This window comes from Halalkalibacter hemicellulosilyticusJCM 9152 (genome assembly GCF_000513115.1).
In the GTDB taxonomy this organism is placed as follows: domain Bacteria; phylum Bacillota; class Bacilli; order Bacillales; family Bacillaceae_D; genus Halalkalibacter; species Halalkalibacter hemicellulosilyticus.
On record NZ_BAUU01000046.1, the window covers coordinates 1 to 21,206 of the forward strand.

The 21,206-nt window shown below is 34.8% G+C and carries 24 protein-coding genes and 5 pseudogenes; 20 read left to right on the top strand and 9 right to left on the bottom strand.

Annotated features, from left to right (window positions below; translation table 11 throughout):
* Both JCM9152_RS19350 and istA read right to left on the bottom strand, forming a co-directional pair.
* Window positions 1-324 (bottom strand): ATP-binding protein (locus JCM9152_RS19350; protein ID WP_035347140.1); only part of this gene is annotated, 324 nt, incomplete at its 3' end.
* A complete protein-coding gene (gene istA, locus JCM9152_RS19355; RefSeq protein WP_035347142.1) occupies window positions 321-1,889 on the bottom strand; it encodes an IS21 family transposase in 1,569 nt (522 codons plus the stop codon). The genes istA and JCM9152_RS19350, both read right to left, overlap by 4 nt.
* A 131-nt stretch (window positions 1,890-2,020) precedes the next feature.
* On the opposite strand from istA, the pseudogene tnpA reads away from it, so the two are divergent.
* The 3 genes and pseudogenes from tnpA to JCM9152_RS19365 form a co-directional block, all read left to right on the top strand.
* A pseudogene (gene tnpA / locus JCM9152_RS19360) lies at window positions 2,021-2,329 on the top strand (IS200/IS605 family transposase); the annotation flags it as partial.
* Window positions 2,330-2,480: 151 nt separating this feature from the next.
* A pseudogene (locus JCM9152_RS22135) lies at window positions 2,481-2,750 on the top strand (HNH endonuclease); the annotation flags it as partial.
* An 86-nt stretch (window positions 2,751-2,836) separates the two neighbouring features.
* Window positions 2,837-3,598, top strand: coding sequence for an AbiU2 domain-containing protein (locus JCM9152_RS19365; RefSeq protein WP_035347144.1), 762 nt, complete (start codon window positions 2,837-2,839; stop codon window positions 3,596-3,598).
* A gap of 636 nt (window positions 3,599-4,234) precedes the next feature.
* Here the strand turns inward: JCM9152_RS19365 and JCM9152_RS19370 are convergent.
* The 3 genes from JCM9152_RS19370 to JCM9152_RS19380 all read right to left on the bottom strand — a co-directional run bounded on the left by JCM9152_RS19370 (window position 4,235) and on the right by JCM9152_RS19380 (window position 7,021).
* The gene (locus JCM9152_RS19370) at window positions 4,235-4,867 is read right to left on the bottom strand and encodes a type 1 glutamine amidotransferase family protein (protein ID WP_035347146.1); all 633 of its coding nucleotides are present in this window, start codon (window positions 4,865-4,867) and stop codon (window positions 4,235-4,237) included.
* A gap of 75 nt (window positions 4,868-4,942) precedes the next feature.
* Window positions 4,943-5,905 carry a helix-turn-helix transcriptional regulator gene (locus tag JCM9152_RS19375; RefSeq protein WP_035347149.1) on the bottom strand — a complete coding sequence of 321 codons (963 nt, stop codon included), beginning with the start codon at window positions 5,903-5,905 and terminating at the stop codon, window positions 4,943-4,945.
* A 558-nt stretch (window positions 5,906-6,463) separates the two neighbouring features.
* Complete coding sequence (locus JCM9152_RS19380) at window positions 6,464-7,021, bottom strand: TetR/AcrR family transcriptional regulator (protein ID WP_035347151.1); 558 nt, start codon at window positions 7,019-7,021, stop codon at window positions 6,464-6,466.
* Between the two features lie 219 nt (window positions 7,022-7,240).
* Here JCM9152_RS19380 and JCM9152_RS19385 point away from each other — a divergent pair, with 219 nt between their 5' ends.
* The 8 genes and pseudogenes from JCM9152_RS19385 to JCM9152_RS22140 form a co-directional block, all read left to right on the top strand.
* Window positions 7,241-8,056, top strand: coding sequence for an SDR family NAD(P)-dependent oxidoreductase (locus JCM9152_RS19385; RefSeq protein WP_035347152.1), 816 nt, complete (start codon window positions 7,241-7,243; stop codon window positions 8,054-8,056).
* 57 nt (window positions 8,057-8,113) lie between these two features.
* Window positions 8,114-8,404, top strand: a complete 291-nt coding sequence (locus JCM9152_RS19390; RefSeq protein WP_081728145.1) for a GrpB family protein — start codon at window positions 8,114-8,116, stop codon at window positions 8,402-8,404.
* 220 nt (window positions 8,405-8,624) lie between these two features.
* The gene (locus tag JCM9152_RS19395; protein WP_035347153.1) at window positions 8,625-9,182 is read left to right on the top strand and encodes a cysteine hydrolase family protein; all 558 of its coding nucleotides are present in this window, start codon (window positions 8,625-8,627) and stop codon (window positions 9,180-9,182) included.
* Window positions 9,183-9,272: 90 nt separating this feature from the next.
* The gene (locus JCM9152_RS19400) at window positions 9,273-9,566 is read left to right on the top strand and encodes an antibiotic biosynthesis monooxygenase family protein (protein WP_035347155.1); all 294 of its coding nucleotides are present in this window, start codon (window positions 9,273-9,275) and stop codon (window positions 9,564-9,566) included.
* A 275-nt stretch (window positions 9,567-9,841) separates the two neighbouring features.
* Window positions 9,842-10,483 (top strand): pyridoxamine 5'-phosphate oxidase family protein, encoded by a 642-nt coding sequence (locus JCM9152_RS19405; RefSeq protein ID WP_035347157.1) that lies wholly within the window; start codon window positions 9,842-9,844, stop codon window positions 10,481-10,483.
* Window positions 10,484-10,618, top strand: a pseudogene (locus tag JCM9152_RS23535) (IS110 family transposase); the annotation flags it as partial.
* A gap of 204 nt (window positions 10,619-10,822) precedes the next feature.
* Window positions 10,823-11,347: a GNAT family N-acetyltransferase gene (locus JCM9152_RS19410; protein ID WP_035347159.1), complete on the top strand. Its 525-nt coding sequence runs from the start codon at window positions 10,823-10,825 to the stop codon at window positions 11,345-11,347.
* A 234-nt stretch (window positions 11,348-11,581) separates the two neighbouring features.
* A pseudogene (locus tag JCM9152_RS22140) lies at window positions 11,582-11,722 on the top strand (recombinase family protein); the annotation flags it as partial.
* Between the two features lie 311 nt (window positions 11,723-12,033).
* Here JCM9152_RS22140 and JCM9152_RS19415 read toward each other — a convergent pair.
* The gene (locus JCM9152_RS19415; RefSeq protein ID WP_052016199.1) at window positions 12,034-12,495 is read right to left on the bottom strand and encodes a MauE/DoxX family redox-associated membrane protein; all 462 of its coding nucleotides are present in this window, start codon (window positions 12,493-12,495) and stop codon (window positions 12,034-12,036) included.
* Between the two features lie 273 nt (window positions 12,496-12,768).
* Window positions 12,769-13,353, bottom strand: coding sequence for an NAD(P)H-dependent oxidoreductase (locus tag JCM9152_RS19420; RefSeq protein WP_035347161.1), 585 nt, complete (start codon window positions 13,351-13,353; stop codon window positions 12,769-12,771).
* Window positions 13,354-13,486: 133 nt separating this feature from the next.
* Here JCM9152_RS19420 and JCM9152_RS19425 point away from each other — a divergent pair, with 133 nt between their 5' ends.
* Window positions 13,487-14,548 (top strand): AraC family transcriptional regulator, encoded by a 1,062-nt coding sequence (locus JCM9152_RS19425; RefSeq protein WP_235715777.1) that lies wholly within the window; start codon window positions 13,487-13,489, stop codon window positions 14,546-14,548.
* Between the two features lie 129 nt (window positions 14,549-14,677).
* Here the strand turns inward: JCM9152_RS19425 and JCM9152_RS22145 are convergent, their stop codons facing one another.
* Complete coding sequence (locus JCM9152_RS22145; protein ID WP_158318464.1) at window positions 14,678-14,899, bottom strand: IS3 family transposase; 222 nt, start codon at window positions 14,897-14,899, stop codon at window positions 14,678-14,680.
* Window positions 14,900-14,931: 32 nt separating this feature from the next.
* Window positions 14,932-15,525 (bottom strand): IS3 family transposase, encoded by a 594-nt coding sequence (locus tag JCM9152_RS19430; RefSeq protein WP_235715778.1) that lies wholly within the window; start codon window positions 15,523-15,525, stop codon window positions 14,932-14,934.
* 384 nt (window positions 15,526-15,909) lie between these two features.
* On the opposite strand from JCM9152_RS19430, the pseudogene JCM9152_RS22150 reads away from it, so the two are divergent.
* From JCM9152_RS22150 to JCM9152_RS19470, 8 genes and pseudogenes are all read left to right on the top strand, one after another.
* A pseudogene (locus JCM9152_RS22150) lies at window positions 15,910-16,247 on the top strand (ABC transporter permease); the annotation flags it as partial.
* Between the two features lie 54 nt (window positions 16,248-16,301).
* Entirely contained in the window at window positions 16,302-17,945 is a 1,644-nt protein-coding gene (locus JCM9152_RS22470; RefSeq protein WP_148296555.1) for a M48 family metallopeptidase, read from the top strand.
* 155 nt (window positions 17,946-18,100) lie between these two features.
* Complete coding sequence (locus JCM9152_RS19445) at window positions 18,101-18,256, top strand: hypothetical protein (RefSeq protein ID WP_439644222.1); 156 nt, start codon at window positions 18,101-18,103, stop codon at window positions 18,254-18,256.
* 256 nt (window positions 18,257-18,512) lie between these two features.
* Complete coding sequence (locus JCM9152_RS19450) at window positions 18,513-19,040, top strand: GrpB family protein (RefSeq protein WP_035347167.1); 528 nt, start codon at window positions 18,513-18,515, stop codon at window positions 19,038-19,040.
* A 117-nt stretch (window positions 19,041-19,157) separates the two neighbouring features.
* Window positions 19,158-19,649 (top strand): DUF5662 family protein, encoded by a 492-nt coding sequence (locus JCM9152_RS19455; RefSeq protein ID WP_052016201.1) that lies wholly within the window; start codon window positions 19,158-19,160, stop codon window positions 19,647-19,649.
* Between the two features lie 280 nt (window positions 19,650-19,929).
* Entirely contained in the window at window positions 19,930-20,367 is a 438-nt protein-coding gene (locus JCM9152_RS23005; protein WP_081728149.1) for a hypothetical protein, read from the top strand.
* 11 nt (window positions 20,368-20,378) lie between these two features.
* On the top strand, window positions 20,379-20,666 hold the full coding sequence (locus JCM9152_RS19465) for a hypothetical protein (RefSeq protein ID WP_035347170.1): 288 nt from the start codon (window positions 20,379-20,381) through the stop codon (window positions 20,664-20,666).
* Window positions 20,667-20,981: 315 nt separating this feature from the next.
* Window positions 20,982-21,182: a hypothetical protein gene (locus JCM9152_RS19470; protein ID WP_035347172.1), complete on the top strand. Its 201-nt coding sequence runs from the start codon at window positions 20,982-20,984 to the stop codon at window positions 21,180-21,182.
* Window positions 21,183-21,206 lie beyond the last annotated feature (24 nt).

Consider the following 21,206-nt stretch of genomic DNA (forward strand, 5'->3'; position numbering starts at 1 on the left):
CGGCCCTAATAATACTAGATTATATAACTGGTCAATCCATGTAAGATCACCCAACTGATTAAGTTGTTTCTTGCTTAGTGATTGCTGCTCTTTAATATCAAACTTTTCCAGTGTTTTGTAGTCTGGAAACGTAGCCCACTTTAAACGTTTTTCCACCTGCTTTTCCTCTCGACGCTGTTGTTCATATTGCATAATATCAAGCAAAAACTTAGTGTAAGAAGTGTCATTTTGTTCAGCTGCTTTTATTAATTCTGTTAGATGATTGGATGTTTCGACGAACCTTAAGGTTCTCATTAGCTCTTGTAATTGACTCATTTGTGTCATTGAGAATCACCTTCTAGTATAGAGTAATACTCGTCCATCTCTCTTTTTGATGCATGGGTATCCATAACCCAACGGGAAGTCATCGTTGTGGGCTGTTTCATTTGTTCAGCGTTATCGGTTTGTGTAACGTGTAACGGTCGTTGGCGTTTTATGTACCCAATGATATCGCTGAAATCTGTACCACTGTAAAGATTTCGTTTAAAACATTCTTCAAGCGCTCTATTAATAGTCATAGAATGATTGGTTTTAATAGAATTTAGGATCAGTTGTAATTGATCACGAATGTAACGAGGATTCTTTTCTCGCACTTTTGATATAAACTCATAAGCTAGTTCTTTATGATCAAAATAGGTCGCCACTGTATCAATAAATGCATCAATACCTTTTGTACGATCACGTCGGTGTTTTGGGTTTTGAATTAACTTTCCTTTTTCTACTGATAGTTGATGCTTAGCTAAGATCTCTCCATCTGAACAACAAATCATCAGTTTTTCATTATCGATGACGCTAAGGTAAACCTCTTGGTATTTATTAAAACTTCCTAATGGAAGTGAGTATCGATTAGATAAATACCGAATGGTATTGTCCTTACGAATAGACCTTGATATACTATTAATAGTGTTATTTTGAACATCAATGATGTTCGTGACTGGTTGTAAGTGTTGTTTTTCGAGGGCAAACACTTCAATCGGTCTTTTTTTTATGGTGTTATGAACTTTTGCGTTCCCAGTTCGATTGAGCCATTCTAGCGCCTGCTCATTCCACGATTCTAAATTGTGAAAGATTCGATGTTTCGCGAAATTGTATTTAATAAAACCTACGACATTTTCTATTTTCCCTTTACTTTCAGGGTCAGCTTTTCTACATACAAACAAGTTTAACTTTTTCGCCTCTTTATACTTCTGAAACTCCTCAGTCAAAATTAAATCACCACTGTTCTCACTAACAACGATTAAATTATCCTGGTCATACACTAGCTCATTCGGAATACCATGAAACCACTGAAATGCTCGTTCATGTGCTTCAATGACGTCTTTGGTTGTAAAGGGGCGATCTAACCAGTACTTGTATTTATAACGTGAATGAGATAAGACAAATGCGATGAAATAAAGTTTAACGGTTCCTCCATTAGATTTTGTGTTTTTCGTTTGCCCAAAGTCCACTTGGACTTGTTCTCCTAAAGGAGGATCAGGTAAAGCTTCATATGATCTAGGTGATGTAGCTTTAGGTATGTTAAATTCTTTTCTTAGTTCACTCACATAAGATCTAACCGTACTTTCTCCGACTTCAAAAAATGGGTATTTTTCAAGCAACCAATCTTGTACTTGGGCTGCCGTCATATCTGGATACTTTCTCAACCAGCAAAGAATTAATTCCTTATACTTATCAAGCTTTTTTTCTCTTGATTGAATGGTAACCATCCATTCTGCCATCTCTTGTGGATTTCTATTCAAATATCGATATAATGTAGGCCTTGAAATTCTTAATTTTGCAGCAATCTTCCTTTTACTAAAACCTTGTTTTAACAGTTGTTTAATTTCCATATACACTTGCCATTTATCCACCTTTCAGTCCTCCTTAAACACTTTCAACTATACAAATCTATTATAACTAGTGTTTAAGAGAAGGAATTAATTTTTTCATGGACAGTGAGTGTTAAATCTTATCAAGCGAAAACTGTTAACTTTAGTTTAGCAGTCACACTTGTCCCGATCACATTCATATGTTAGTGAGCATTCCGCCAAAACTAAGTGTTTCTCAATTTATGGGATACTTAAAAGGGAAGAGTAGTCTCATGATATTTGATCGACATGCCCATTTAAAGTATCGATATGGAAATAGGAAGTTCTGGTGTCGAGGTTTCTATGTCGATACGGTGGGAAGAAATAAAAAGAAAATACAACAATACATTAGGGAGCAGCTAGTAGAAGACCATAGAGGAGACCAGTTATCATTGTTCGAAGACTATGATCCATTTACCGGTGAGAAGAACAAGAAGAGATAAAGAAATTCTTTAGAATGGGTGGAATGAATGTGGTGCGAGCGGGAGATCTATTCAGTGGGTTCTTTAAGGCCGAGGCAAGTAAGAGAGAATTCTAGCCACAGAGCAAACCAGCCGTGGTAACGGGTGGTTTTGATTTAGGATTCCTTGAAGGAAAGAAAAATTAAGACAACATGTTTTTAGAGAACGGAATCAAAAATTAATCAGACTTGCCAAAGAAAAATTCAAGAAAATGAATTACGGTAGATTGTTCTGTGAGATTTGTAACTTTGACTTTTATAAAAAATATGGTGAATTAGGTGGGGACTTTATAGAAGGACATCATACTATTCCAGTATCAGAGTTAGAAGAAGGGCATAAAACAAATGTTAAAGATATTGTTTTAGTTTGTTCAAATTGTCATAGAATGTTACATAGGAAATAACCATGGTTAACAAAGGAAGAATTAAGAGAATTACTAATCACTAAATAATCTCGGAAAAAAGTTAAGAGGAAGTGGGGTTTCTTGCAATGAAGTATAATGATGTGATTAAGGAAGATAAAATTGATGAGTACATAAGGTATCATATAAAATTTTTCAGAGAAATAGCAGATATTAATACAGATGTTTTTTATTTGAACAAGTTATTTAACTTTCCTTTTAAGGAATTACATTTATTTGGTGAAGGAATGTATTATTCAATTATTACAAGGAATATATTTCAGATGCTTACAATTAAAATCCATCGTTTATTAAACGACCAAACTTCCGATACTTTTACAATTCTCAAATTTAAAAATAAAATTATTACTGAATACCTTAAAGATGAATACAAGCAAACATTCATTAATAGTCTGAAGAATAACGATTTTATTTCTAAAAACCATCAAGAGATTCTTAATAGTGTTAAGGATGCAAGACATGAAGTGTTAGCACATAAGAATATAAGGTATTTTAATGGGGATTTTGATAATGATTTTTTTGGATTTGATGAAATTAAAAGTCTTGTATTTGCAATTAATGATTTTTTTAGAGTCCTTTCTTTTGATGTAAAGGATAAGTATGCAAAAGATGATTATTACAACGAAGATATTTGGGAATTGATAGTTGATGCGTTTAATAACTTTGCTGATGAAAGCTTATTACCGTTAATAATGAATTCTGAATATATAAGTAAAGAAGAATTTTTAAGACCTGACATGAAAAACCTAAATGATAATCAAAGGAAATTAATAAGAAAATTCATGTCCAAAATATCAGAAATTGATATGGTTGAATTTAAAAAATGGTAGTTGCAATCAGCACTTAATTTTACTATATTATTTTTGTTCATAAATCGTATGAAGTGTTTCAGGAACAACCACAATTTACTGTTGAATAAACGGTAATATCTCGGTATCTTAATGATAATTTACTGGAAATAATAAGTGGAAGCACGACTCAAAATCGTGTTCCTTCTGGAGTGTCGGTTCGACCCCGACCACCGGTACCATTACATAAAATTAGGATAAGATTAATCAGGGGAGATTACTCATAAACGTTAATATAGCGTTTGTGAGTATTTTGTTTTTGGAGAATAAGATTAAAAAAGATAGGGGTTAAAATTTTTTCACACAAGAATTATGATGTGAACATTTTTTTAAATGTGTTAGTCATAACTTGTTCATCATGTTCTCTAAGTTCTTTTATCACATGAGCATAGTCCTTTAATCTTGTTTCAATATCAGCATGTCCTGGTGTTGTTTGGACAATGAAGGATCTTGAAAAAAGAATTAATAAGAAGAGCAAGTGAATTAAAGGAAATATCCTATATCCCTCACATTTTGGGGTAGCGTCAGGAAAATGAGGATTACAACGATAAAGAAATTCCAAATTTAAAAGCCCAACTTCTCTGCAAATCAATAGAGAAATTGAGCTTTTCAGTTACTTTATTTATTTATTGAATTCATCAACTGGAAGAAGTATTCAGATTTATGAGTCTTATTTAGCTTATACCATGAATGCAATGTATCTGGTGCAATTACATCTATTTTTTTCAGTACCTCCATCGCAAATTCCAGAGGAGCTACTCCTGATGCAGTAACTAAATTCGCATCAGATACCGCAGGTCCCAACTCATAAAACTTTTCTCCTTTATAATTAGGACACACCATATTAATATACTCTAAGTTATTACTTGTATGCTTTCTAGAATCTAGGTATCCCATATTCGCGAGCCCCTCAGTTGCACCACAAATTGCAGCAACAATAGTGCCAAGCTTTAAAGCTTGGCTAATTCTTTCCAAGATAGGTTGATGAATATCTTCTCTCCAAGTAGTCCCTCCTGGTAAAATTAAAAGATCTTTACTCTCAAGAGTACATTCATCAAGGGAAATATCTGGTTTTATGCTCAGTCCTCCCATGGTAGTAATAATTCCTTTATTAGCTCCCACTGTCATTACTTTTAAAGGTGCTAAATCCTTTTTGAAATATCTTCCTGAGTTTAGTTCAGCAATTAAATATCCATATTCCCAGTCTGACATTGTATTAAATACATAAAGGTAAACTTTTTTTGTCTGCATCCAATAACACTCCAATCACAATTGATATAGCCTATTATAAAATAACTTCCCTGACAGCTAACGTCAGGGAAGTTATCATACTTGATGAAATTTTATTAATTCCGACAAAACTTCAATCAGTCTTTTCTTAAGACTTATTGGCTCAATAACTTTAATAGATTTATTGTACGGTAAAAGTAAATAAGGTACATATGTATGTATCATATCTTTTTCAAGAAGAAAAACTGCTTGTTTTGAAGTCTGTTCTTGTAAATAATGTCCTAAAAACCAATGTTGGCAAATATCATCCAATACACTTTTATCCCCACTAATAACTAAAGAAATAATCTCTTCCTTATCTTCTATAGTTGGAAGAAGACTTTTTATAAAAAAGTCACGTGCTGAGAAATTTTCTGGCCGGTTAAACTTATTTTCGGTTAGCATTATACTTTCAATTCGATTTATTCTAAAACTACGGATATCATTCCTAAGATGACAAAATCCAATCACATACCACTTATTATTCCAATAGATAATTCTATACGGATCGACCAATCTATAATTTAATTGCTTTTCGCCACTTTTATGGTAAAGAATTTTTACTGAGTACCCGTCAGCTACGGCCTGCTCCAACTCCTTCAAAAAAGGTTCCATAGAGAGTGAACTTAATCGACTTATTACTTCAAGACTGGTTAAATGTTGGTTTATCTTTGTTTTCTGCTCTTGATTTGAATATTTGCTTAGCTTTGAAATAGCCCTATTTAATGCTTCACCACCATAATATCCGGCTTCTTCTGCAAAAACAGCAGCATGATAAAGTGAGGTTTGCTCTTCGAAATCAAAAAAAAGAGGAGCTTCAATAAAATTGTTCAATAACGTGTATCCACCGTTATGTCCTGGTTCTGAAATTATAGGTACGCCACTTGTTGAAAGTGTATCAATATAACGATACACAGTCCTTATATTCATCTCTAACTTTTCTGAAATTTGTTTTGCAGTAATTTTTTTACCTGAACTAAGCATCCATAGAATTGCTAGTATATTGTCAATTTTAGGCATATAATTCCACCTCAATATAGAATTTATGTTCTACTATATTTTTCAGATTTTTAGTACAACCCATCAACTGTTCCCTTCTGATAGCTTTCTATATTTGACTAGTCGAACTGACACGTATATAATCAATTTTCCGCAAAATATCACCTCATTTTTTGAGACAAGTCTTATGAGAAACTCTTAATTACGGTTTTACCAGTCTACTATACTTGTATCAATAGAGATGTGTAGGTTTCAAAGAACGTTCTAGACGAGGATGGAAAATTACTCATGTGTATTCTCTTTCTTATGGTGCAGCGTTATGGTAGAGGTGTTCTAGAAGGAATCCATAACCCAGGTACAGAACGAGAAATATATGTTAAAGATGTTTTCCGGTGGCAAGCAAATTTCTAATACAAAGATGTCTTGATAGCCAAATTCCTTGTACAGGTACTCGTCATATGGACTTTATATTGTTGACTGTACCCTCAGAGTAAGAAAATTAGGGATATTTAATATCGAAAAATGTTGCTTAGCGTACATATTCTACGTTTTGTTACCTAGATGCCCCACTTTTATAGGTTAAACTTTAATTGCCTTCCAACAGATCTCAACCGTCTGTTTTATTTTATTTTCATCAAGGATAAATTTTCTAGATATGTCTCCTTTTATTACGGATGTGATAATTCCAATCACAATGTGGCAACTAAAAATAGGATCCATGTCACGTATGATTCCATGCTTTTGCCCTTCAACGATCATTTGTAAAATAATTTCATCAGCTGGGACCGGCTGTTTTCTTATTTTTTCTGGTATAAAGGGAGAATCACAATAATTATCTATTAATAACATTTCATGAGGGTGATTAAAACCGAATTCGACCATATTAAACAATATTGCCTTCATTTTTTCGTATGTTGTTAAAGTATCCTCATATTCTTTTAGGATGGATTCGCCCATATGCGCTCGTGCGTTAACAAAAACCTCACTCACTACGTCCTCCTTATTATTAAAATAATGATAGAACGTGCTTGAACCAACATTTGCTTTCGTGAAGATTTTTGAAAATGTTACCGATTGTAAACCTTCTTCAATTATTAAATCTAATGTTGCAGTTAATATATCTTCTCGTTTTCCCATGTTGCACCTCATATTAGAATATATATTCCAGTTTAGCACACGCAATCAATTAGTCAACTTTGGAATTTTTATTCTAAAAAATATAGAAGGGTCTCGTGGGGTAACGCTTGTGTACGTTGTTGAAAGTTTTCTCTTGCGTTGTTTTCAAAGATGTTATATGCTTTATTGGAATAAAAATTCTAATATTTATTTAACTTTGCTTTTAAAGGAGGCTTTCATTTGTTTGATTACAAAGGAAAAGTGGCATTAGTAACGGGTGCCTCAGGCGGAATTGGAAAACAATATGCAAAGGAATTAGCATCTAGAGGGAGTGATGTCATTTTAGTGGCACGATCAAAAGAAAAGTTAGAGGCATTGGCAGCAGAGTTATCCAGTACTTATCGAATTCGCACATATTCCTTACCAACAGATTTATCGAAAGCTAATTCAGTAGCATCTTTGGCACAACAAATTGTAGATCTCAATTTAAACGTTGACATTTTAATTAACAATGCTGGATTTGGCACTCATGGGCGTTTTGAAACGATCTCAAACGATGAGGAACAGGAGATGATAAACCTTAATATATCTACGATTGTTGGTATGACTCATCAGTTTTTACCATACATGCAGCAACAAAGGTCGGGAATCATTGTTAATGTTGCTTCGCTAAGTTCATTTCAACCAATTCCCTACATGGCTACCTATGCTGCTACAAAAGCATTTGTTCTATCATTCAGCGAATCACTTTTTGCAGAGAATCGGCACCTTGGGGTGAGGGTCTTGGCACTATGCCCCGGAACAACAAAAACGGAATTTTTCGATGTTATCGGCACACAAAATATGCCAGGAGGAATTAATGGGACTCCTGAATCGGTCGTGAAAGCTGGCTTTAAAGGAATTGATAAAAAACAGAGCTACATCATAGACGGCGTCAAAAATTATTGGATCGCTCAAGCTAGTCGATTTATGCCACGAAAATTTACTGCAATTATGGGTGAACGAGTGACTCGCCCTGCAAACATACAAATACCTGCTTCAACGGTAAAGCAATAAGTCAAAAGAGATTCATGGAGGTTGGGAGTTAGTTGGACGTGCGTTAAAGGATAGGCGATGATTGTTCCTAAACCTGAGTTTAAAGATAGATGGTTTTTTAGGAAGGGATTATGGGGGCAGGGTACTTGTCATCTTCACATCTGTGAATTTAATAGCAGTGAGTGGATTGAAAAATTATTGTTTCGGGATTATCTTAGGTTACACCCCAAAGTAGCCGAAGAATATGCTTCATTAAAAAAAGAACTTGCCCTTAAATATCAGCTGGATAGACCAACTTACACAAAGAAAAAGGAACCGTTTATTAAGACAATTATCGAAAAAGCTAAGAAGGAAATACATAGGGAGTAAAATAGCTTATTAAAGTAAAAGGTCAACCAGAAATATCTGGCTAACCTTATATTACGAACGGTGAGCTTATCTTGAATCGGACGCTTTTCTGAAATGAGGAAAGCGTCTTTCTTCATGAAAAGGGCCATTTAATGGAATAACACTTGGTAGTGAAATTGGATGTTTATGTTAAAATATTAGAGATTGTGAAGGATTGTACTTAATGCTAGGGGGAAATCTTATGGAGGACAAGAAAAAAGCTTTAATTATAGTTGATGTGCAAAAAGCTTTCGATGATAAGAAATGGGGAGAACGAAATAACCAAAATGCAGAAGAAAACATTAGTAATATATTACAATTATGTAGAGGGAGAGGGTGGTTAGTAATACATATACAGCATACCTCTGATAATCCTAATTCAGTATTTCATCCTAAAAATGAGGGGTTCGCTATAAAAGAAATCGTGGAACCTATTGATAAAGAAGTAATAATAAATAAGAAAGTAAACAGTAGCTTTATTGGTACAAATTTAGAAGAGCTTCTAAAAGAAAATGAAGTAACAACAGTTGTAATCACTGGTTTAACTACACCTCATTGTGTATCAACAACTACAAGGATGAGTGGTAACTTAGGTTTCGATACATACCTGATTTCAGATGCAACAGCTGCCTTTGGTATGAAGGACCAAAATGATATATATTATGATGCAGCAACTATTCATAATATATCACTAGCTACATTGCACGAAGAATTTGCCACAATACTTACAACAGAAAAATTGTTAAACGAGTTTTTTTAATAGGCTTATGTCACTAAAGGGGAAGGTTAGTGAAAGAAACATAAAAGGAAAAATTTTAAAAAGATATACTTTTAAACAGGGGGAGATAGAATGATTTTAGAAGCTGTTATGTTACAAGTTAAGCAAGGCATGGAAGAGGAATATGAGGAAGCATTTCGTGAAGCATCAAAAATTATATCTTCAATGAGAGGTTACATAACTCACGAATTACAGCGATGTATTGAAGTTAAAGGGAAATATTTATTGTTGGTAAAATGGGAAACATTAGAAGACCATACAGTTGGATTTAGAAAATCGAAAGAGTATCAAGAATGGAAAAAACAACTACATCATTTCTATGATCCATTCCCTATAGTCGAACATTTTGAAAATATTCCTCTTTAAAAAAATTATTGAACTAACGGGTTCGATGCTTTAACAAAGCGTCGCTTGCCTTATTGTGCTAACGTAAGCAGGTTTGTGGAAGATGACAAAAAATGAATGTGAGGGTCCCCTCGGTAAAAATAATTGATATTAATAATAACAAATACGCTGAAGATGTTTTAAATGTTCAAATACCGTCATATTAGGTAGAGGCAGAAATAATTGCTTCATATGAAATACCACTATTAGTGAAAGAAACTGTCGCTGCAATTATGTAGAAAAAGGGTGATTGCACAATGATGAACGAAACTTTTCGATTTAAAAAAACGATTGAAACGGAAGAACAATTACGACAGATGATTGGTTTTCCAAGTGAATTAGTAAATAAAAAAGTAATTTCATATCTTGACCATAATTGTTTAGAGTTTATAGCTAAATCACCGTTTTTGGTAATATCAACCTCTAATAAGTTTGGATTTTGTGATGTTTCTCCAAGAGGTGATAACGCAGGATTTGTTCAAGTGATAAATAAAACACATTTAATAATACCTGAAAGACCAGGAAATAGAAGAATAGATTCAATGAAAAATATATTATCGAATCCAAGAGTAGGTCTGCTCTTTTTTATTCCAGGATTAGGTGAGACATTAAGAGTGAATGGGAAAGCAAAATTAGTAACGGACGATGATTTACTTAATAAGATGGCGGTTAAGGGAAAAAAGCCACTTTTGGGTATTGGGGTAGAGGTAGAAGAGTGTTTTATCCATTGTGCAAAAGCCTTTATACGTTCAAGGCTATGGGAACCCAGCTCTTGGACTGAGAAATCCTTATTGCCGTCTGCTTCCAAAATGTTATTTAAACATGCTAAACTTCCTAATACAAGTGCCGACGCTATTCAAGAAAGACTCGAACAAAGTTATTCTAAAAGACTTTATTAAACCAAACGTGTACGTAAGAAGCTAAGGAGACTCTTATTCAAAGCAGTGATGATCCTTGTGTCTAAGAATAAAGCCTTTAAGTCTCTTCACAACTATTATACTACCCGTCCTGATAACCCATTAAAGAAAAAGCAATGAATAAAGAGATATTCCTATGGATTTATGAAAATAGAAAAAATATAGAAAATTCGATTTTCCAGAATGTTAAATAATACAGGTTATTGTGAATAATTGTATCTATACTAAGAGGTAGTTAAGTAGATAAAAAGTATAATGACAATTATTTATTAATTGATGATAGGATAAATAAAATTTAGGTTTAGAACAGGGGAGCGTTCTATGGAGGAACAACTATATTTAACAAAACCATCAATAGATTTAAAGGAGGAATATCTCTCATTTTATAAAGAATGGTTAGACAGTGGAGAGAATATGATTCCTTGGGTTATAGAAAAAGACCCATCAAATTTTGAGAAGATGGTTCAATTTTTAATGGATAATGAAAAGGGTGTAAATCTACCAGATGGATGGGTATCTGATTCGACTTATTGGCTATTAAATAATGATAGAAGAATAATTGGAGTTGTAAATATACGTCACCAATTAACAGAGTTTTTATTGAATAGCGGTGGGCATATTGGTTATGGTATTCGTCCTTCCGAAAGGCGAAAAGGTTTTGCCACTAAACTCTTGTTTTTATCTCTTGAAAAAGCTAAAGAATTAGGCATTAAAAAGGTTTTGGTTGTATGTGATGAAACTAATTTAGGCTCTTATATAGTTATTACTAAAAATGGCGGAATTCCGGATTCGGACTTTACAGAGGAAGATGGAAACATTGTAAATAGATTTTGGATAGAGTTATAAACAGTATTTCCTTCTTCAACTATCTGGTGCGTTCATTTAAGAAGGATGCTTTTTTTATGTTAATGACATGGTAATTAAATTATGGGAATAGAAGAAGCCTATAAAATGTGTGAAATAATTAAGCAACCCAGCTAATCCTCATGTGAAGGTAGCTGGGTTTTAAAGCGATACATGCAAAATAGCACTAAAAAAGGTGCAAAATAAATCCTAAAGTAACAATCAGTAAATACATAGGTTCTAATTATGAGATTGATAGAGAGCACACCAACTGGAAAATTAATATTAACGATCATGAGCGGTTTGGCTGAATTCGAAAGAGATTTGATTGTAGAGCGTACTCAAATCGCAATACAGAAATCAGATTTTCGTGAGGGATGACTAAAAGTTTATGATAAGGTTTGTTAGAGAATGGCAATTGTAAAAGTACATTGATTAGGGCTAAGCGAAAGAAAGCTCATATAAATATTTGCTATTAGGGGTTCTACCGACAAAACGCGAAAAACATACACTAAGAGAATTTTGGTAGGGGAAAAGTCGATTTTCCCTATGCTAAGGAATCATCGACCTTTAGTATTATTGAATAAGAGGGCGTAGTGAATGTAAACTTGCTACTTTATTCGAATTAAAATTGTATGGATATCATCGTAGAAACAAAATATCAGATTCTATCTGACATTTTAAAACTTTTAGCGAAGTGGATTCCGATTCAAAATGAAATAGGCTAAACCCACCCGCCTCCTCTTTTTTGCTTCCCTGTAAAGTAGTGCCGAAGCCGTTGCAACAACTACCGTAAAAACAATGTAATCAAAAGCTTCCTTAAAACCGATTGAGAAAATCATGCTTAATAGGAATACCAAAAGCAGGGCAAGACTAGCTAAAGCAGCCTCTTTTAAGCGAATACCACTTACCAATAAAACACCAATCACAACTTCTAAGAAGGTTACAAAATAACCTAGGATATCAGACACTACTCTCGGGAACCAAGGGTTCAAAGTAGCTGTATACTCCAAAAAGTTATCAAAGTTACCCCATACCACACCTGGATTTCCAACTGGACCCAGGATGCCTAAACGGTCAGCAACTACCCATAAATATATCAACCCCAAAAAAACTCTTATCAAGATAAAGCTTCCAGTTTTAATAGTCATAATGCCCTCCGTTCAATTAATTATACTTTATTTTTTTATTGAACTTCTCATGACTAAAAGTCACGAGATTCCTGCGTTGAACGCTCCAACGAGCGTAGATAAGCAGGCTATCCCCGTAGTTCAGGCGGCTTGTACGTTGGATTCTGCTCTCTAGCTTACTGCTTAGTTTTTGCTTTTCAGCTAGAGAGGGCGTTTGTGCTTGAACATGCATAGTACGTGGAGCGCTCCACTACCGGGATGCGCAGTTTTGGGGCTAAATAGCATACATGAAAATCAGGAGAGTTTGGCACCAAGCTCTCGAACGTGAGCAATCCATTTATCCCGCTGGCCAGATGTAGATGGTCTGATAGGACCAATCTCAGTTATACGTACTGGTTTGATACCGCAGAAATGAAGTACGTTTCGCTTCATAACATTCAGCCCGGCACGATGGTACACGAGTCGATTGTACCAGGCAGGGGTGTCGGACGTAACGATCAGGTGTGCAGATTTACCCAATAGAAGCTTATCCCATAAAGGTGAATGCTGCCTGTATTTGAATGCAAACCCAGGCAAGAATACCCGATCGATAAAGCCCTTCAGAATAGCTGGCGTGCTCCCCCACCATATCGGATAAACGAATATTAGGTGATCCGCCCATCGGATCATCTCCTGTGCTTCAAGAAGTTCGTTTTCCAGTTCCGTTCGCTTACCGTATCCATGTTGCAGATTCAAGTCAAAGGAGATTGAGCTTAAGTCGATAGTTCGGACTTGGGCTTTGCTGTTCTCTTGAACTCCTTCTGTATATGCTTTGGCCAAGGATGCACAGTAGCTCTGTGCATCCGGATGGCCGTTAATGACAAGCATTTTCGATTTCATTGCTTTTACCTCCTCGGTAATTTCATTGTGATATAATAGTGAAAAAGCAACCTTAGTATATACTGGCAACTAGCGGAATGAAATGATCAACAACGTACTTTTACTTGATAAATCACGCAAAGGGGAGAATTCGGTGATCGATTTGGGTGTTTCTGTTACCATGCTGTATCCAATCATGAAGTCGCTTGTCCATAAGGGCGTGGACACAGATTCGTTTTTCCGGTATGTATCGTTTGACAGCACTGTTCTGACGCAGCAGGATGTGCGTATCCCAACAATGGAGTTAGAGAGATTGACAAACGCGGCGGCGGTCTATACACAGGATGATTATTTCGGATTGCAGATGGGCGAATTTACGGAATTTGCCGATTTGGGCGTGCTCGGATACGTTATGATGCATTGCAATAACATAGAAGCTGCACTTAAGTCGTTTCAGACTTACAATGAAGTGTTATGCAGCGGGTTCAATCTGGATTGGGAGATCGTAGATGAAGATGTGAGAATACGCATGTTTACCCAATCTAACTGGAATTTTCCCCGCCATTGTGCAGAGGGTATGGCTACTTCGCTCTACCGTCTGATCGGAATTCTGTGTAATCGAACGGTTCCGTTACATGAAGTCAGGTTTATGCATGAGTCACCGGGGGGAATACATCCATATGAAACTGTGTTCGGAGTAATTCCCACATTTGGAGACAATTCCACAATGCTGTGTATGAGTAAGGACTTGTTGGAGAATCCGGTTCTGTATTCCGATACAAGGTTGTTATGCGTATTCGAAACGATTGCCAAAGAAGCCATTGAAAAGTTACAAGTGACAGGATCATTCTCGGATGAAGTATTACGGTGGTTGGAACACTGTCTTCCCACCCATTATCCGACCTTACGGCAAACGGCGGAACACTTTCAAATGAGTGTGCGAACGTTACAACTTCGTTTGAAAGAGGAGAAAACTTCTTATAACGAATTGACTATTCGTGTGCGAAAGCAATTGTCCATCGGTTATTTGGAACAATTGCATATATCTATAGGTGAAATTGCATATGCTCTCCATTTCTCGGAACCGAGCGCATTCAGCAACGCCTTCAAGAAATGGACGGGGGTAACGCCGTTACAGTATAGGGATAACCTGAAGTGCGAAACTGTAGATACAGAGTCATTTCGGGGTACTACCAACAAAATGCGGAAAACATAAGCTAAGAGAATTTTGGAATGAAAAAGCCGATTTTCCCTATAGTTCATAGTTTCCAACGTAAACAACGATAGGACTTTACTTGGAGGGGGGATGGATAGGCGGTGGTTACCCCCAAAAGTTAGAGTTTTATTATGCAGGTGATTGGCTAGATTGAGTTCGGTATTCTACCGGACTTAATCCAGACAATTTTCCTTTTGATCGTTCATTATTGTACCAGTAGATGTATTCTTCCATTCGTCTTTTTAATTCCTCATAGCTTACTAGTTTTTCTCCATAATACATTTCTTGTTTCAATATACCAAAGAAATTCTTCATTGAAGCATTGTCTGCATAGGTAGCTTTACGTGACATGCTTTGGAATACTTTATTTTCTTTTAATGTACTCACCCATTGGTGGTCTGGTAATGCCATCCTTGATCAGAATGGATAGTAGTGCGATAGGTCGCATGGCTCTTTATTCTTTCAATCGTTTCTTTCAAAGGTTTCATGACAAGATATAACGTTGGACGTTTCCTGATTTCAAACGCAATAATCTCACCGTTATAAAGATCAAGAATTGGATTTAAATATAACTTCTCTTCACCTAGACATTTGAATTCGGTCATGTCGGTTACTAATTTGTGAAGAGGGATAGGCGTGCAAAAGCGACGGAATAATCGGTTTTTCGTCACTTTACCTACGCTCCCCTTATAGGAATTATATTTACGAGACTTCCGCATAAATTTCACGCATTTTAATCCTAGTTCCCGCATAATACGATATACTTTTTTATGATTGATAGAATAATTTAATTTCTTTAATTCTTTTGTAATACGTTTATAACCATATCGCTCATGAAACTTCTTAAATAGCCGTGTAATGAGGTCCTTTAGTTCTGTATCCACTTCTTCTTTTCCAAAGTTCTTAACATGATAGTGATAGGTTGCTTCTGGAATACCTACTACAACAAATATATCCTTTAATCGGTATCCTTCCACTTTAAGTGCGAATGCCACCTTTGCCTGTGCTTTTCGTGGAACGCATTCGGATTTTCCCGAAAAGCTCTCAACTTTTTTAGATACGCATTTTCTAGCCTAAGTAGTTCATTTTCTCGTTCTAATTCTTCTTTACGTGTTAATTTTGTCCCATAACAGAACTATTAAGACATACCAATACACCTGATTGGCTTAACTTTAAAGAAGCATAGGTGTTGATATAACCAATCGTTTTTCCAAATCTTTTTGCTTTCCTATATTTGCGGATAAAATCCTAGTAACGAAACTGAAAATATAGCGAAAGACCTTTATCATCTTCCATAGTTCATTCGAATGAACATAGTAATGCCTTTTAGAATGTTATACTCTGAAAGAACACCTTTTACGATAACAAGTATTGCCAGTATTTCACTAGTTGTTGGTGGTATAGGTGAACGAGGGAAATAGGTATAGGTAAATCGATAGGTGCTACTAGAAAACAAATCTTATTTCAATTTTTAATTGAAGCCATTGTCCTTACTTCAATTGGTGGATTAATTGGAATAGTGTTAGGGTATCTTGGTGCATTTATTATCGCTCATTTTGCTGAATGGCCATTTCTTGTTACGATGCCAGTTGTTATAGGGGGAGTTCTATTTTCGATGCTAATTGGAATTATATTTGGTATTTTACCAGCAGATAAAGCATCAAAGATAGATCCAATCTCTTCCTTACATTTTGAATAATCTACTGTTCCACCTTTATATGTTACTACCATCTTAAAGGAGTGATTAAATTTGTTGAGAAAGAATACTAAATACGTATTTATTCTGGTTATCGTTGCGTTCGCAATTATTGTAATAGACTCAGGAGTCCGATCAGTCGTAACATCACCATTTATTTTATTTGATGCGAAGGATATAAATAATTCATCGGAACGAATTTTGACGGGCTATGCTGGAACCCAAGGAGACTTTTTCTTGAAAATAGGAGAGACAGAGTCTATAAATGGTGTGTCTCCTGTTGAAATTAGCCTTGGGGATACGTTATACAATTATTATGATTTAGGCAGCTTGCAGCAAGATGATTTGTTTACTGGATCGACACAACTAGATGTTGTTACAAGAAAAGGAATTAGTGCCTCTTTTGGTGAAAGAACAGATGCTATATTAGAAAGTAATAATGTATTATTTAATCGATATCAAGTGCAAGTTAAAGGAGACAACCCAATCGTTCCATTTGATTTACAAGCAGAGTATTCGAGCCCTTGGATTATAATTGTTTTATCAGCGGGAATCATCATTCCAGCACTGTATTTATTACTAATTAATATTACGTATGTAAAACTAAATCCTAATAGTAACTTTTCATTACTTGAACTATTTTTTAGATTTTTCGTTCCATATCTTTTAGCGTTCATTCTACCTATAGTACTTAACTATTACTTTGTATTTGGTCCAGTATTATTATTAACGAAATCTTATTTGCTTGGTCTTTTGATTTCTATTTTACTCCCTGTCATTGTTTCTGTACTATTAACAACTGTGGCAGATGATTTTTATCAAAAGATGTTTGCAGAGAATCGAGAGGATCTGCATGGTGAAAAAGAGGACCATGCCTCTGAAGAGATAGTCTTTTTTACAATGAGAGAGAAATTGGGAAACTTAGTTATTTTAGTGTTCCTTTTTGTGGATGTATATATAACAAAATATGTTCTACCAATTCAAATACAATCGATGATTTTTTATGATCTATTTTGGTTCTTTGTTTGGACATTCGTGTTATTTGTTATTATGTTTGTTGGATTCCATTATATTCAGTATTTTACTGGTAATTATCGTAAGGCAAATTCAAATGAGAGAATATATGCTGGTATTTCTGATGTGGAAAAGAAACTCCAAACTCCTGTTCATCTCATGGTTAAAAAGGATACAAAAGAGGACTACAATGCTTGGGTGTATGTTTTAAATTCTTTTTCAGAAAGACGCCTTTATATTTATGTAACAGAGGGGTTATTTAAAAAATTTAATACAAAAGAGATTGCATCAATCCTTTATCATGAAATTGGTCATATCAAATTGCACCACATGCGCTATGTCATGTTATTATCATCGGCGATCGTTTTACTTACAGGTGTGGTTATATTTTTTGGTAGAAAGATGAGTTTAGCTTCTGGGTGGTATCAATACTTATTTATCTTTATTGTAGTTATCTTACTTGGAATTTTGATTCAGCAATGGATCCCTAGCTTTGTAAGTAAGAAGCTAGAGCATAAAGCAGATGCCTATGCAGTTCGTTTGATGGAGGATAAGCACATTTATATTAATGCTTTAAATAAAATAACGGAACTTCACGATGAAGGTTCAGAATCTCGTTCAAGAAAAGAATGGAGAGAATCACATCCATCCTTAAAAAAAAGGATCGAATATCTCAATAAAATATAGTACAAACAGCCTGTCGGTAGAGTATTTGATTTTAAGCTATCGACACGCTGTTTGTACACAAAAAGGAATGAGTTTTTTGTGGGTTTTGTCTACAACTGTTAAGTCCTAAAAAATATGGGACTTATTTTTTAAAAGATTTATAAGATAATACTTGGATGGTTCCACGCTATGGATGGATGTACGAATTCGGACGTTCGGTAGAGTCAGTTAGACCTGTTCTACTTCATGCAAGAAACAATATGAACAACGAAAAAAATACTAAAGAAGTAATGAGTGCGATAGAAGCCTTAACTGAAGCATTAAAAAGTTAACTTATTAAACAAACGGGAGCATTCCTTCAATAAGGGAAGCTCTTTTTTATGCCAACAAAAGGAAATTAATGTTAAACTATAGGAGCAGTGAATATGGTAAAAGATAATCTTCTTACGGATGAAAATTCTCTTGTTGGAGAATAGTCTACGGTTTAGAAATTTCTTATTGTGCTAAAGGAGAGCGTTTCTGCAACAGAAGCAAGAACGTCTTCTTACTAACATGTCAGGTATATTTAACTTAAAATAAGGAGGTTCTATGAGAAAAACCAATATACTCCCTTGGACTAAAGATTGGGAAAAAGCATATAGCGAAGAAGAGAAATTACTAAAAGAAATATTTAAAGATGAACTGGTTGATATCTTCCACATTGGAAGTACATCTGTGCAAGCAATAGGTTATGCAAAACCGATAATAGATATTTTGGTTGTAGCTAAAGATATTGAAAAAATTGATTTATATAATGAAGAATTAATTAAAGAGGGATATGAACCTAAAGGTAAAAATGGAATATTAGGAAGAAGGTACTTTCCGAAAGGGAGAGAAAGTAGAACTCACCATGTACATATCTTTCAAGTCGGTAATGAAAATATAAAAACACATTTGGACTTCAAAGAATATTTACTGAAACAACCAGAGGATGCTATACGATATGGAAACCTAAAAATAAAATTAGCAAAACAGTATCCTGACAATCATCATAAGTATCAAACTGAAAAACAGGAATTTGTTAATGAGTTAGTGGAAAAGGCAAGAAGTTGGGCGTTACAATATATTTCTTATTAAATCAAGAAGAATATATTTATGGTTGGCTATAATAGATAATTATTTTAAATTTAAGTAAGGAATTGTAAGCAGCCAAAGAGAAAATAGATAAATATTCAATGGATTGGGGGGATTTGTGTGTTGAGGGCTTATTGGAAGAATGTGTTATACATACTTAACCATAAAATTAATGTTCTTGTTGAATGTTGGAAGGAAGGTTTATACTTCCAAGGGATTACCCACGATTTATCAAAATTTTACCCGAAAGAATTTTTTCCATATGCTAAGAAATTTTTTTCTGATAAACAACTAAGTGAAGATGATGAATTAAGGTGGAAATATGCGTGGCTGAATCATCAACATAAAAATAAGCACCATTGGGAATATTGGGTTGTTGACCCGAATAAAAAACTAGCAGTTCCAATGCCAAGAAAGTATTTACTTGAAATGGTTTGCGACTGGCGGTCTTTTTCAAGAAAGTGGGGAAGGAAGGTAAAGCCAGCGACTTTGGACCTTACTGATAAGATAATCCTGCATCCTGACACAAAAAAAGAACTCGAAATTATTATGATGAACAAAAGAAAGGCTGATGATAGGGAAGCTTCTTTATCATCAAAGAAGGTAACATAATTTGTAAAAGAATGTACTTAAACAAAAACGAAGGCATTTCTTCAATAAGGAATGCTCTTTTATATGTCTTCAAAAAAGGGAATTAATGTTAAACTAAGGAGTCAGTTTTCTCGAATAAGCCGTCAGAAAAATTGGAGGAGTTATTTGTGCCTGATAAAAAATATCACAGGGCTTTTGGTGTATAGTCTCGGCGTAACATTGGTTAAATAGCATTGGAGTATCCGGGATTGTTGCAGGTGGTAGTTTAGCAGGCACAACGCTGAGAGGTACAACAAACCAGTTGAATACGAAGCCGAGAGTGGATTCGGGGGGACAAAATTCAAATAGCACTGATGTTCGAGTTAATGGTGATCAGGGTACGGTTAACTTTAATGACCCATATATTGGTGTGAAACAAGCATCAGAATATTTACAATCACAAGGAGTACCGCGTCAATTTAGAAAGACTACACTAGAATCATTTGAAATCGATACAATTAAACTTGACGTAGCTGGATCGAATACTTATGGACTAAGGTTTTATGATGATATGAATGCTAATATGAAAGGGAGGTACTTATTTGAAACATTCTCACCTCAAGTTAACAGAAGTAATTTAGCACTTCCGCCAGAATGGAACAGGATGACTGGTATTCAACAGTCGCAGGTTAATCCAGTCACAGTTATAATTAAAGGAAAAGCAGGACCACAAACTCAGATGGGGAATCAATATATTTGAGGTGTTGAGCAATGGTATATAACGAATCTAGACGACTTAATAAAACCATAAAATTTAAAAAAGACGCAGAAAATGTAAAGAATAAATTAGAGTACGAAATTAAGGCACATAAATTAGGAGAAGGAAAAGACGGAACGATTAACCAGCTTGAAAAATTCTATAAAGAAATAGAACTAATGATTGATTCGCAAAGTTTTATCCCTTCATATCCAAGAGCTATTGTTGATACATGGGATTATAGTAGCGAACTTGGAAATCAACTATTAGATTTATATGAAGTATATAAGAAGCTAGGCTAACTTTAAAGTACTTGATTGTCTATTAAGAATATTATGCTTGTTAGAACAGTGTTCTAAAAGCTTCAAAACAAGTCTATTTAGGTTTAAGATTTAATCTACCTAATTAGACTTTTTATTACCTTGAATAGCTAAAGGAGCATTCTGGTGGGGGAAAAACAACAATAGTGACACACTTACATAAGAGTTCACAAAATTCTAAAACACTATAAGGCATAACAAGGACTTAAAGGCCTGGACTGCCACTTTTCTAGATCGACAAGTACTTGATCCGTCATATCCGATATCATTTCAGTTGATCTAGCGGAACACGATTTATTGAGTTTAGAAGATTTAGCGGTTACTAATTATAGTAGAGCAGGTGATTTCTTATTAGAGCATGACGGTTGGGATGTACTAACGATTGACTTTCCAAGTGTAGGTGAGGTTAGTATGCATCGTGCGGAAAAAGAAAGTAATGATGTCGGTGACTATTTCCAGACTTTAAGCATCGAGGATAAATTAGGAATAACATATTAATTGAATAAAAAGACTAAATTCGGG